16 protein-coding genes are annotated in these 12,005 nt (G+C 41.6%); 4 read left to right on the plus strand and 12 right to left on the minus strand.

Annotated elements, in window-relative coordinates:
• Both R2Q26_RS13215 and R2Q26_RS13220 read left to right on the plus strand, forming a co-directional pair.
• Positions 1 to 261: hypothetical protein (locus tag R2Q26_RS13215; RefSeq protein ID WP_317536711.1), on the plus strand; the 261-nt coding region annotated here is incomplete at its 5' end.
• 38 nt (positions 262 to 299) lie between these two features.
• On the plus strand, positions 300 to 476 hold the full coding sequence (locus R2Q26_RS13220) for a hypothetical protein (protein WP_317536712.1): 177 nt from the start codon (positions 300 to 302) through the stop codon (positions 474 to 476).
• Between the two features lie 13 nt (positions 477 to 489).
• Here the strand turns inward: R2Q26_RS13220 and R2Q26_RS13225 are convergent, their stop codons facing one another.
• On the minus strand, positions 490 to 1,515 hold the full coding sequence (locus tag R2Q26_RS13225) for a cytochrome-c peroxidase (protein WP_317536713.1): 1,026 nt from the start codon (positions 1,513 to 1,515) through the stop codon (positions 490 to 492).
• Between the two features lie 210 nt (positions 1,516 to 1,725).
• Positions 1,726 to 3,030, minus strand: coding sequence for a hypothetical protein (locus R2Q26_RS13230; RefSeq protein WP_317536714.1), 1,305 nt, complete (start codon positions 3,028 to 3,030; stop codon positions 1,726 to 1,728).
• A gap of 387 nt (positions 3,031 to 3,417) precedes the next feature.
• Between R2Q26_RS13230 and R2Q26_RS13235 the strand changes: the two genes are divergently transcribed.
• Complete coding sequence (locus R2Q26_RS13235; protein WP_317536715.1) at positions 3,418 to 3,798, plus strand: exosortase system-associated protein, TIGR04073 family; 381 nt, start codon at positions 3,418 to 3,420, stop codon at positions 3,796 to 3,798.
• Positions 3,799 to 3,984: 186 nt separating this feature from the next.
• On the opposite strand, the gene R2Q26_RS13240 is transcribed toward R2Q26_RS13235, so the two are convergent.
• The 7 genes from R2Q26_RS13240 to R2Q26_RS13270 all read right to left on the minus strand — a co-directional run bounded on the left by R2Q26_RS13240 (position 3,985) and on the right by R2Q26_RS13270 (position 8,851).
• On the minus strand, positions 3,985 to 5,232 hold the full coding sequence (locus R2Q26_RS13240; RefSeq protein WP_317536745.1) for an MFS transporter: 1,248 nt from the start codon (positions 5,230 to 5,232) through the stop codon (positions 3,985 to 3,987).
• A gap of 547 nt (positions 5,233 to 5,779) precedes the next feature.
• Complete coding sequence (locus R2Q26_RS13245; RefSeq protein WP_317536716.1) at positions 5,780 to 6,250, minus strand: hypothetical protein; 471 nt, start codon at positions 6,248 to 6,250, stop codon at positions 5,780 to 5,782.
• A 232-nt stretch (positions 6,251 to 6,482) separates the two neighbouring features.
• Positions 6,483 to 6,983 carry a hypothetical protein gene (locus tag R2Q26_RS13250; RefSeq protein WP_317536717.1) on the minus strand — a complete coding sequence of 167 codons (501 nt, stop codon included), beginning with the start codon at positions 6,981 to 6,983 and terminating at the stop codon, positions 6,483 to 6,485.
• Between the two features lie 232 nt (positions 6,984 to 7,215).
• Positions 7,216 to 7,524: a hypothetical protein gene (locus R2Q26_RS13255; RefSeq protein ID WP_317536718.1), complete on the minus strand. Its 309-nt coding sequence runs from the start codon at positions 7,522 to 7,524 to the stop codon at positions 7,216 to 7,218.
• 168 nt (positions 7,525 to 7,692) lie between these two features.
• Positions 7,693 to 8,226, minus strand: coding sequence for an Hsp20/alpha crystallin family protein (locus R2Q26_RS13260; protein WP_317536719.1), 534 nt, complete (start codon positions 8,224 to 8,226; stop codon positions 7,693 to 7,695).
• A 38-nt stretch (positions 8,227 to 8,264) separates the two neighbouring features.
• Entirely contained in the window at positions 8,265 to 8,663 is a 399-nt protein-coding gene (locus R2Q26_RS13265) for a hypothetical protein (RefSeq protein ID WP_090571003.1), read from the minus strand.
• Positions 8,660 to 8,851 (minus strand): DUF2934 domain-containing protein, encoded by a 192-nt coding sequence (locus tag R2Q26_RS13270; RefSeq protein WP_317536720.1) that lies wholly within the window; start codon positions 8,849 to 8,851, stop codon positions 8,660 to 8,662. Before R2Q26_RS13270 ends, R2Q26_RS13265 begins: the two co-directional genes overlap by 4 nt.
• Positions 8,852 to 9,327: 476 nt before the next feature.
• Between R2Q26_RS13270 and R2Q26_RS15605 the strand changes: the two genes are divergently transcribed.
• Positions 9,328 to 9,489 (plus strand): cation-transporting P-type ATPase, encoded by a 162-nt coding sequence (locus R2Q26_RS15605; RefSeq protein WP_411182360.1) that lies wholly within the window; start codon positions 9,328 to 9,330, stop codon positions 9,487 to 9,489.
• 1,063 nt (positions 9,490 to 10,552) lie between these two features.
• Here R2Q26_RS15605 and hpf read toward each other — a convergent pair.
• From hpf to R2Q26_RS13290, 3 genes are read right to left on the minus strand one after another with little or no spacing between them, the layout of a single operon-like run.
• The gene (gene hpf / locus R2Q26_RS13280; RefSeq protein WP_317536722.1) at positions 10,553 to 11,113 is read right to left on the minus strand and encodes a ribosome hibernation-promoting factor, HPF/YfiA family; all 561 of its coding nucleotides are present in this window, start codon (positions 11,111 to 11,113) and stop codon (positions 10,553 to 10,555) included.
• 36 nt (positions 11,114 to 11,149) lie between these two features.
• Positions 11,150 to 11,602 (minus strand): CBS domain-containing protein, encoded by a 453-nt coding sequence (locus R2Q26_RS13285; protein ID WP_317536723.1) that lies wholly within the window; start codon positions 11,600 to 11,602, stop codon positions 11,150 to 11,152.
• A 59-nt stretch (positions 11,603 to 11,661) separates the two neighbouring features.
• The gene (locus tag R2Q26_RS13290; RefSeq protein WP_317536724.1) at positions 11,662 to 11,847 is read right to left on the minus strand and encodes a hypothetical protein; all 186 of its coding nucleotides are present in this window, start codon (positions 11,845 to 11,847) and stop codon (positions 11,662 to 11,664) included.
• Between the last annotated feature and the right edge of the window lie 158 nt (positions 11,848 to 12,005).

A 12,005-nucleotide genomic window follows, 5' to 3' on the forward strand; every position in this document is an offset into this window, starting at 1 on the left:
CTTTTTCCTCAAAATCTTTTTCACCCATTGGGTGATTCCTTCATTCAACCGCAAAACCTTTACAGTACTACATTTACCGCTGTTTTTATAGGTTTAACTGAGGAAAATAGGATAAAAATACATGAACACCCATGGGGCACAAAGCAAAAAGTGCTCAGTGAAAGGTATCATTCAGATGTCACAAAAACTTTCTTCCTTGCTGATTTTTTACTCAATAATGCAGTACTGATAGCAGAAGGACTTAAATTACAGAAAACTTGATCAAGTCTTTGAGGAGCCTGATTCTAGGTGAGGGATTTATGCGCATCACAGCCGCACCACCTGAAGTCAATCAACTTCCGTTTGGTCAACGTACTACACAAACTGACAAGGATAAACAAACCTGGAAAGGTAGTGGATCTTACGGTTTTGGGGGTATAGGAAAGTACTGCGCCTTACCTTATCCCCAATACCTATATCATTCTATTAGCTTGTAAAGTATTTTTGATCTTACTCCATATCCTTAGCTGTCAATGATCCCAAGAATGCTTTCACATCTTTGACAAACTGATCATCAACTTCTTGACCGAGCTGATGTTCTGCCATTTCCCGAATCGCTTGGTCCAGTGTTTTAACAGAGCCATCATGGAAGTAGGGACCTGTTTTGGTGATATTTCTAAGACTGGGCACTTTAAATACTTTCTTGTCAATCTCGATCCCGGTCACTTCATAGCGCCCCATATCTTTCGTTTCATAGGGTTCGACAATGCCTAATTTCTTGAAGGAATTCCCTCCAATCGCTACGCCATTGTGACAATGGACACATCCCATATCGATGAATTTTTTCAGACCTCTTTTTTCATCCTCTTTCAGTGCATTTTCGTTACCCTTGAGAAACTCATCGAAGCGGGAGGGTGTCAGGAGTGTGCGCTCAAACGCACCAATTGCCTTACCAACATTTTTGTATTGGAATGGTTCCTTCTCGTCTTTAAAAGCTTGTGGGAAGAGCTCTTTATATTCATCGATTTTCTTTAATTTATTGATAACAGCTGCTTCACTCGGCATGCCCATTTCAATTGGGTTCAGGATAGGACCAAGCGCCTGCTCTTCCACATCCTTCGCGCGCCCATCCCAGAATTGGGCAATATGTAGCGCTGCATTAAGGGTAGTTGGAGCATTTCTGCCGCCGCGTTTACCTTCATGACCTGGCGAAGTCGGTTCATTATCTACACCAAACTTATTAAGCAAATGACAGGAGTTACATGCAATCTTGTCATTGACTGAAAGCCTCGGATCCATATAAAGAATACGGCCGAGTTTGATTAAAGTCGCATTTTTTTTCTGATCGATAATTGAGTCAGGCAATGGCTCAAAGAACAACTTGAGTGTGATTGCATCCACCTTCTGACCATGATCATGGCTATGCATACCACCGTGGTGATCGCCATTGTGTGTTCCACCATGATGATGCTGATGACTATCTTGAGCATATACATGAGTACTTAGGATTAGTGCCAGAAATAAAATCAATTTCATACGGTCTCCATTGAATATGAGTTGGTGAGATATCAGCCTTCATTATTGAACAAGTAAGTGACCAGCTTATTTCTAACGATCCAAGAAAAATCATTAGACATTGCGTCATCACTTATTCGACTCAGTATTAAGGCCGGTTTTTTCATTGTATACCCAACCTGTATTTCTTACACTTCTTACAAACACGTTCAAATGACCTGGTCAAAATGATTATTTGGCAATGGTAATAGGCAAAGCGAGAGATTTTGCATCAGTAACAGTCAATCGAAACAGAATATAAAGCAATTGGAACGCATTTTGATTCCAATGCGCATCCGGTCCTTCGGTATTTATTGCATAATACTGACCATGCGAGCGAACTGATAAGTCGGTATTTGTAATCGGCTTATTTGATACGAAAATCTTCATGGTATTAATAGGATTTTCATCTCTGGCAACAGGAGGGGTGCGCGGATCTTTTTCTACATGATACTCCGGTTCTTCCTCTAGCGAGTGACTGAGAAAATTGAGAATCGCATGAAAGCTTCTTAACCGGAAAAAACCTCTGAGAGGCCATTCTCCACCAACATAGCCTGGGCGGATATCAAAGATAACATCGTTATCCATCCCAGGATTGATCAAATCATACAAATCTTCAGCTTCCTCAAAACGCAGAGTATCAGGATCATAGTTAGTAATAAGAACAGGCCCCAGCACTTGCTTGCTAAGCGTATACGTACCCTCCTCCTGATTGTAGCGAACAGTAAATTCTTTTTGTAAAGACTGAAAACCTTCTGCTGAAACGGCGCTTGCAGGGATAGTCCAGCTATGCTCAAATGTCAACGGCTCCGCATACAACTGCTTCTGATCCTGAATGGCTGAGAGATGGAGCACTACGCGACGGAACATCTCGTAGCCATCACGATCCGATGGGCTGTTATAATAAGTAATCTCTTGAAAATGCCTTTGTTGCCGGAGGCGAGGGGGCTCCTCTTGCTCCTCGGTAAGCTGGATAGCAGGAGGAAAACGACGATGGCTATCCCGTCCCTCAGTATTAAAAATAACCGGCTGCTCTGAATTCTGCAACGTTACTTCCTGCGCCAGCATCCGCAGCATAAGATCAACATCAAAGTGCTGTCGAAGTAACAGAGTAAGTTTGTGTTGACTAAACGGTGTAAGGAGTCGTTGAGTAAATTCTTCACCCGTGATCGGATCAATACTGAAAGTAGGGTTTTCAGAAACACTACCGCCAAATATTGGTACCAGCATGCCACCCTGATTGCCCGTTAACGCAGGAGTAGCGCCCGCATTCGCCCTAAAATCGAAAGTAGCTGCAATAGCCGATACTCGGGTGAAATGAAGGGGTTGATGATGTCGAGCCCGGGCAATATTAACTAATAATTGCTTGGCATCCGCATTGACAATCGCTTCATCATACGCCATTACTGCGCGGTTGAGCGTAATGGGCGACAAACAACTGGAAAGGGTAAAAATAAGTAGGACACACAATGGTAAACGGTGAATTAGTTGTTTCATGAGCAATGCGCACGGCTATCGATTCAAATTTCGCATTTTGCAAGTAACTCAGAAACGACGCAATCAGCAATGTATTATTGTGCCAATACTCTTATAGAAAACAGACTAGTTAGCTCTGATCTATTGGTTCAATATGAGGAAGGATCGACACCATTCGACCTGAGCTCCTAATATTTTTTTAAAAATGGTTTCCCGCACAAGCTGACTGGATCAATAAGATCGATGACTTAGTAGCAGCATTAGCTGATGTTAAGGCTCTCAGTGTAATGAAAATACGCTAGATTGATTGCACATTTTCAATATACCTATATTCTTGATAAGAATTAGAATTAATAATTAATATAAGCTCTACCAACTTTTCAATACTACACATCGCAGGAGAAAGCAATGAAAAAACTCGTAGGACTGCTTTTGTTACTCTCTGTATCATTCTTTTTAGCATCTCAAACAGTCATGGCACAAAGCTATACTATGTACGGTGAAAGAATGGAGAAGAACTATCCAACCATGGCAGGGGAAAAGCTCATGAATGGTATCGTTAATGCAGCGACTGGTTGGGTGGAGCTTCCCAAAACGGTCATCCTGACTAGTCAACGCGATGGTGCACCCTATGGTTTAACAGTCGGATTCCTCACCGGTCTTGTCCACACAGTAGGCCGTACAGTTCTTGGCGCATTGGATGCTGCCACGTTCTTCATTCCTACACCTCCAGTTGTTTATCCACACTATATTTGGCAAGATTTCGATAAAGAAACCACTTATCGATAAGCATCAAGCCGATTGAAAATATAACAGGTCGCTGAAATAAAAAGAATGAATTTATGGCTACTTTTTCACGACCTGTTAAATGTAGAAAAAATGGAAGATTGAAAATGACTTCCTCATGAAAGCATTTATCAATCCTGCATAATTCTGATCGATTATTCAGGATTTCTAAAGAAATCTATCGTTTCCTTATTCCTTTTTCTCGGGATCATATAATGCGGCTTCTTGCCCCCTTTGCACATTTACTCGCATTAAAATCACCAAACCAATAAGAAAATAACTACCTGTAATCAGCATAGCAAGACGATGATCGCCGCGTGACATCCAGCTGACCAGCCCATAAGTGATCGGACCTAGGATAGATGACAGCTTTACCGCTAGTCCCCATAGACCAAAGAATTCAGCCCGTCGGGAAGAAGGGCTGAATAACCCAACTAATGCCCGCGCGGCAGATTGAGATGCGCCTAAGCACAGGCCAGCGATATTGGCGGCTAACCAGAACATGGCAGAGCTCTCAGCCTTCCATGCCAGCAAAATCATAATGATCCAACCGATAAGCGTTAGTGCGATGGTAGGAATATGGCCCAATTTATCCTGCAAGCTGCCAAAGACAAATGCACCCAGCGCAGCAGTAATATTGACTAACAGAACTAATAATATCGTGTCGCTGGTGTTAAATCCCATTGCTTGCTGGGCATAGATTGCTGCTAATGCGATCACTGCTTGAATGCCCGCTTGATAAAAAACAAGGCAAACAAGAAAGCGCACCAGATCTTGGTAGTGGTGTACATGCTTGAGTGTATTGCCCAAGCGCGCAAAAGCCTCTTTAATGAAGCGATCGCTGGCCAGCTGCGGCTGTGGCACTGCTCGCTCTCTTAGATAAAGGAAGGTAGGGATACAAGCAATTGCGAAAATGACCGCAGTTATCAACATTGTTATGGGTACGAATTGATCGGCTTCTTGCCCTTGTCCTTGTGCCCATGTCACATAAGCAAGTGAGCAACCCAGGCTGAATAAGCCGCCTAAATAGCCTAAACTCCATCCCCAGCCTGATACTTTCCCTAGCGCATCGCTTCGTGCCAACTCAGGTAAAAAGGCAGCTATCAGATTTTCACCACTACCAAAAAAAAAGTTGGTAAGAATAATAAAGATGATTGCTAACCACAAATCACCTGGTCCGGCAAAATAAAGTAATGCAGTAAACAGGACACAGCCAATAGTTGTCAGCAAAAGCAAGCGTTTCTTCGTAGCGTAGACATCTGCGTATGCGCCTAGTGCGGGTGCGGTCAGAATAATAAGGATATAGGAGACTGCTAATGATGCTGTCCATGCAAATGTTCCCCAATCCTGATTACCTGCCACGACTCCCACAAAATAGGCGTTAAAAATCGCAGTGATAACGACAGTGGTATAGCCTGAGTTAGCAAAATCGAACATTGCCCAGGACCAGACTTCGCGCCGACTTACACCCTCAGCAAGATATTGGGATTTTTTCTTTAGATTCACGACACAGCGAGCATAATTATTTTTTATTGTGAGCGCATGGATTTTTTCTTGCAAGAATTTTGCCAGCACTCATCCCAGAGTGAAAATTGTTTATAAGACGACAATCTCACTCCTTACGTTACCACAATTTTTATCGCGAAGCTTGGTAGCGGTATGAATCTGTAGAGATTCTAAAGAAAATAGGAATACTAATAGCTATAGAGGCATCCTCTCACTATCCCATTAGTTTTTTCATCATGTTACAGACCAGCCTAGCGAAATATCGGAGTTATATCCTGCTAAATGCTAGTACATTCATACCAGTCGTAAGATTTTATAGAAACTTGCTAGACTTAAGCAATCGTAACGAACCATCTCTGGGATAGCGACAGCAGGTTTCCACGATTTTGACGCGCATAGTGGGACTATGCAACGAAGAATTGAGAAATATACGGCTACATTCCCCGCTGCAGCTGATTAGTTCAAGCAACAAAGGCTCTTAGGCCCATCCGATTTTCAAATCGGGCAAAACATCAACCTGCTGGAGCAACCTTCGATTAGCTGAGCGTAGAATACCGAGTAAGGAGATTAATTGAGAGCGGAACTCCTCTCCAGAAATTAATCGATACCATTCATCGCCATCAGGATCTTCTTCATCGAGAGTGCGCCAGAAAAGTTTGTCGAATCTCCTAAAAGAGACGGGGCGTCCTGCAAGCAAATCATTCTTGATTTCATCAACCCAAGCATGACGCCTACTGACCAGACCTTCAGCATCTTTATAAACAACGACGGAGAGATAATCGTAAAGATCCATCGGGCAACAAATCTTAGCAAGTTCAGGAATTCGCTGACCTACCATGGCATCCCCAATCAGGTCACGCAAGGCTATTGTTGAAATTTCAAGACTAACACCCGTTTGCAGTGAATGAATTTTGTCGAGATACATTTTCAGAAAAAAATAAACCGTCACCAATTAAGTTATCCGATTTGAAATTTTCACTAAGGTTCATTTTTTTACTGAAAAAGTTTTATCTAGAAAGAAAATTAATCTCATTAAATATCTTGAGATATCGTCGCGGATAGTTGGAGTGTAAACCTCCTCCAATGACCCCTGATACATATCTACATTCCATAGATAGAAAAAGATGAGCGAGGACACAATTTTGCAATAAAGATATGCAGCAGGTATTTCAGAGCATTTGTTATTCGTACCGTAAAAAATTCTCTGCTAGTGCTTCTTCACCGTATCGAGCAATCAGCGTATCAATCTCTGCAAGCAGAGCGTCGTCTTCATCTTCATCCAACGTGCCTTCACCGACTAACCTAGCTACTAAACCCGAAAAAAAAGCTTCTTTTATAGCACCAAGCGTTGGTGGAGCTCGCCGATTCTCATCATACATAACAGCTTCGATCACTCGTGAAAGTGGTTCACTAGCGACATCTTGCACAAAGTCTATGGCCAAAGCTGTTTCACCAAACTCCTCAATCAATGCATCTAGTTCATCAAGTAATGATTCATTGACATCAAAATGATGCAGATGCTCCGTCTCAGTTAATGCATGAGGCAACAAGCCTACGAGGAAAGCACGAATAGTAGTGAGTGTTACAGGTTGTTCAGCTTCTGCCTCATTGAGTCGGCTTTCAATCAGCGCAGACAAATCGGGACTAACACGATTAGCAACATCAATAGGATTACGGATCATGGTGTTTTCCTTTTGGTGATAGCAAATACTATGGCAAAATCAATGAATACACTATTCCAATACTCAATTCATCATATAAGGTATTACCCTTTCAAACTATGCTTTACAATTTTTTATTCCGACAAGTGCAATGAATTAGCTCACCATTTTTATAGTTTACGCTCTCAACCCTTAAATAAGATCAATAACTAAGCATTTGCTCCACCAGAAACCTCATTGTTCAATGTGACGATTACATCCATACTTTCCCTTTCCTGATTCGATCGCTAGGAGGATAATGTTCCATTACATACTCTTTCATGCGCAGGCGATGCTCCATGCGAGTTTGTTCTTGTTTTTTTGCAGTTTCTGTTGCCCTTTCATAATCCTGAGATGTCTCCCATTCCCGCTGCGTCATAAGTTGATTTCCAATAATCTGTTTCTGACCTTGTGCTCGAATGCTTTCTGTAGACTGTACACGATCAAGCGATGATATAAATAATCCAACACTCAATGAGAGTACACTTATCACAGTAGAGGGGATCAATATTTTATGTTTCATAATCAACTCCTTTAATGGGTTAGTTGAAAATATGACTCCAATCACACAACCTTTCAAAGGACGATTGCTTTTTGTTCATTACGGCACTATCAAGCACAACGACGTAGATGATGAGTTAAAACTTACATTCGATATTTTCGAATGTAAGTATCAAGTATCCCCAAATCATTACTGCACCGTAATAGTACGCCGCTTTGAAGATTCAGCTTTTGGCAAGGTAATTTCCAGAATGCCGTTCTTCAAAGATGCTTCTGTCTTGGAAGTGTCCACTTCTCCAGGTAATGCAACTGAACGAGAAAACGAGAAACTAGAAATTTCGTGTCTATGATAATCACCTTTCTCTTCTTTCACATCGCTAACAGATTGGCCTTTAATCGTAAGCAAATTGCCGGTGAGAGAGATATTCAGGTCTTTCTTTTCTATACCAGGAATTTCAGCACGAACCAGGATTTCGTTATCACGATCGATCACATCCAGACTTGGTGAGCGTGGAGCTTCCAATTCAAACAGATTATCCAACGCCGGCATACCTCCCCACCGCCATAATGAAGGCCATCCGCGTCTGAAAACACGGTCAAAAGTGCGTTCCATCTCAGTGAAAGTACGTTCCATCTCGGTCATTGGACGTATGGCAGGTACTTCGCTCTTTGCTGCTTCTTTACTCGTAGTGACAGGAACATTCTCTTTATTTGCTTCTTGCATGATGATTCTCCTTTTCCTAATTAAGAAACTTCTGTTTTTTAATGTAAGGTATTTTCTTGATGGACTGGATAGATCATGATAATCATTCGGTGTGAGCCACAATCTTCCACATCGCTGAAAAAAAGTTTTCCTGCAAAATGTATTCCACTTATACTCACTACTTCAAAATGGTGTCCTATGCGTGAAAGAAAGCGTAAATAGGGATTAGCCCGCTCCCCTTTTAGCAAATCGATCTCTGCCAGCTTTGGCAATAAACTGGAAATATGTAGTTTTGGCAAACTCTTAGGCCAACCACCCAATAAATTCGCGCCCGCCTTGTTGCAATCACGAATTATGCCGTCCTCAGAAAGTATCAGAACTATAAACTCGCTTTCGTTAGTATCTGCCTTCGCACCGAAATCATTTCTCAGCAGTGCTTTCCTGGTTAAAATGCTCATTGTTTCACCTCCGCTTCTGCGGCCAGCCAATCATCCAGTTCATGCCCTGGTTGAAATCCTCTCGCCTGCGCTTTGTAATAGGCTGCAACAGCGATATGAGAGTAGCGTTCTTCCTGCATATGCTCGCTATTAGCTGTAACCGTTGCTTTTTTCCTGGTACTCTTGGTAAGTGGTTTAGTAGGCTCCACTTTTACCTCCTTGTTTAATAAACAATCCAATTAATTGGATAAAAGATCAGCGTAATCTTTTGTCATAGTACAAATAACCATGATTAATAATTTATCGAAAAAAAGCAGGTAATTAAATACGTATAAACACGTAGATCATTATTTGAAAAGGTATTTTTAAAATTATCTTTACATTTCTTGTTTAATAAATAATCCAATTAATCGAGTAAAAGATCAGCGTAATCTTTCGTCACGATACAAATAATTATGATCAATAATTTATCGAAAAAAAGAAGACGATTAAATACGTATAAATACGTAGATCATTATTCGAAAAGACATTTTTTACAATTACCCTTACATTTCGTGTAATAAACTCCCAATTGACAAATAAACTGAAAATAAATTAGAAACTACCGCAAGAGTTACAATGATTCATACCTGTTAAAGAAGTTATTCCCGATACGGAAGATATTCCCCTTTCCCGTTTCAGGAATTTGCTCGAAAGTAATCAAGGGTTAACCTGCCAGGAATACCTTAAGCGTCAGAAACAATACAGCCTGAACAATATCATCGAAAGTGGAGCCAATCCCTGGATTGAATTGACCAAGAACACTAGCAAAGATCCGATGATCTGGTTTCTCATTGAGGTATGCTGAACTTCCTAGAGTCCAAAGTTTCATAAAATATAGACATGAAATGAAGAACAAGAATGGAACAATTAGCGCGAACACGATATAGCCAGGAATTTCGTAAGCAATCGGTCAAGTTTTTTAAAGAAAGTGGGGCTGCACCTCAACGCACCCGAGAGACTTATAGCGCGAAACGCTTAGCTCTGGGTTTATGTTGTAGCAAAAACGCAAATTCAAGGGTAACAACCGATTCTAAACATCATTTATCGTTTGCACTCTAATATTCTGAAAAGAAGGTTTTCTGTTAGCGCACCTTACAAAGCATGAGTCAGTGATATCACCTATATTTCCTCTGGACGAAGGCCGGCTATATTTTTACCGAAATGAAAGATCTATTTAACAGCGAACTGGTGGGTCATGCCATGAACGAAAGAATGACAACGGGTCTGGTTATACAGGCTTTGTTTCGCAACTGATAGAAAATCTCCGGAAAAGAGGCTAGTTCTTCACTTGCATCCGTAGCAGCCAATACTGCGCACATGATTACCAGGAAATATTGAAATAATTCGGCATGATCGCTTCCATGAGTAGCAAAGTGATTGCTGCGATAACGCTCCTATGAAAAGCTTCTGGGGAACCCTTAAAAGCGAATGGGTACATCATCAAAAATTCAAAATACGATTACAAGCAAAACAGAAAATTGCCGAATAGATAAATCTTTTATAACCGGCAGCACAAGTGTAGGAAAAATTAGGATACCTGTCGCCAGCAGAATTTACACAGCAATACTATACAAATCTACTCGCTGCTTAATCACATGGACTCCATATTTGACAATACACCTCATTTCGCTTCAATCACTCTATCTGGATGATTGGTTAATTGCCGCAACTGGAGGATTCGTCTGCGTCGCCCTACCTATCATCCTGTTTTCCATTGGGAGTAAATTGAAATGGAAGATAAAATCTAGCAGCGTAAATCTCTATCAAATTTAAGAGCATAGGAGCTTAGTCACCGTAATTTCGTCAGAGCAGTATTAGGGCATCAGTGTTCAAGACATAATGGGCCTATAAATAGCGCCCACCTTTATTTACTCCGGCAAATGATGTTTACCAACACTAACCCGCTTCGCTTGCAGACCTTCGGCTCCCAGTTCCTCTCTCAAATCCTCGATAAATTTAACTTCATCACCTTCCTGTAGTCGATCAAAGCTTGGATCAATGACATTATCGCGATGAAAATAGCGTTCAATACCGTCCTCTCCTACGATAAAACCATAACCTTCATCATAAAAGATACGCGCAACATGTCCAATCTGATCAACAGGATGAGCCTTAGTTTTGAGCTGCATTCGGCGTGCATGATCCTCAAGCTGCCGCTTAGCGGCGTCGAAGGCATCACGCAAAGCCACATAGGGATCTTGATGATGATCACGGTTAACCACAATATCGCTACCGGGTACGCCGATATTGATGCGGACATTAAACTCTTTTCCCTGATGATGGTGCTTATGCGGCATTTCTACCACAACGTGACAGGAAACAAGGCGATCAAAAAAGTTTTCGAGCTTATCCACCTTATCGCGAATATGCGCCTCCAATGCATCGGATGGTGATATATCACGTATAGTAATCTGTAAAGGAACTTGCATAATTATTGTTCTCCTTCTATAACTTCCCTTTAATTACTAGCGGCGAATGCCCGCCTCTTTTTGCTGTTCGTGTGCCACGAGCTTAACAAGCGCGTCGAGTTCTTCAGACAGCAACGCCAGCAAATCATCGAGCGTGACAACACCGATTAATGCGTCATCATCAGTCACTACTGGCATACGACGTACCCCCTTAACACGCATATACTGGATTGACTCAAACACACCAGCATTTTCCTTTACAGTAGCAAAATCAGACACCATAATATCACCGACAGTGATAACGTTTGGATTGAGTTCCGGTGCAACAACTTCTACAACTAAATCGCGATCGGTCACGATACCGACCGGCACTCGCTTCCCTTTTCCTCCATCATCGACAACCATCACGTCTCCGACATGGTGCTGGCGCATCAGCTTAGCCGCCTGTAATACGGTATCCTCACGTTGGGCAACAACGACTTCACGTTTACAAATTTCACCTATAGGCATGTTATTTACCTCTCGTTTATGATTAATTTTCTAGATTAGATTAGAGCAATATACGCTGTTTATTTGGCATGAGGGACTTTCCGATCCTCAGTACCAGCAGGATAAGACTCTTCTTCTAACTCCTTACGTTTTTCAGCTTCAGTTTCTGCATGTGGTACGGCAGGATAAATCTTCTCTGCGGCTGTTTTACTTTCTTTAGCAGCGCTAGGGGGGAGCTTTACTTTCTTTAGCAGTCTTTGGTTCACCACAACCGGTAAGAACCAACGTTACAAAGGCGATAACAACGACTAGATATTTCATTTTCAATCTCCTTTATTAAGAATTGAAAACTCAAAAAGTGATTTAGCTTTCAATACAGCTATCACACATATAATCTGTACTCGCGTTATACTTTCACTTCATT

The organism is Nitrosomonas sp. Is37, from assembly GCF_033063275.1.
Lineage (GTDB): Bacteria > Pseudomonadota > Gammaproteobacteria > Burkholderiales > Nitrosomonadaceae > Nitrosomonas.

Bases quoted from the DNA above. Each gene is read 5' to 3' on its own strand.
- hpf (WP_317536722.1), bottom strand. From the start codon at position 11,113: ATGCAAGTTCCTTTACAGATTACTATACGTGATATATCACCATCCGAT.
- R2Q26_RS13235 (WP_317536715.1), top strand. From the start codon at position 3,418: ATGAAAAAACTCGTAGGACTGCTTTTGTTACTCTCTGTATCATTCTTT.
- R2Q26_RS13240 (WP_317536745.1), bottom strand. From the start codon at position 5,232: ATGTTCGATTTTGCTAACTCAGGCTATACCACTGTCGTTATCACTGCG.
- R2Q26_RS13230 (WP_317536714.1), bottom strand. From the start codon at position 3,030: ATGAAACAACTAATTCACCGTTTACCATTGTGTGTCCTACTTATTTTT.
- R2Q26_RS13255 (WP_317536718.1), bottom strand. From the start codon at position 7,524: ATGAAACATAAAATATTGATCCCCTCTACTGTGATAAGTGTACTCTCA.
- R2Q26_RS13285 (WP_317536723.1), bottom strand. From the start codon at position 11,602: ATGCCTATAGGTGAAATTTGTAAACGTGAAGTCGTTGTTGCCCAACGT.
- R2Q26_RS13265 (WP_090571003.1), bottom strand. From the start codon at position 8,663: ATGAGCATTTTAACCAGGAAAGCACTGCTGAGAAATGATTTCGGTGCG.
- R2Q26_RS13225 (WP_317536713.1), bottom strand. From the start codon at position 1,515: ATGAAATTGATTTTATTTCTGGCACTAATCCTAAGTACTCATGTATAT.
- R2Q26_RS13250 (WP_317536717.1), bottom strand. From the start codon at position 6,983: ATGATCCGTAATCCTATTGATGTTGCTAATCGTGTTAGTCCCGATTTG.
- R2Q26_RS13220 (WP_317536712.1), top strand. From the start codon at position 300: ATGCGCATCACAGCCGCACCACCTGAAGTCAATCAACTTCCGTTTGGT.
- R2Q26_RS13260 (WP_317536719.1), bottom strand. From the start codon at position 8,226: ATGCAAGAAGCAAATAAAGAGAATGTTCCTGTCACTACGAGTAAAGAA.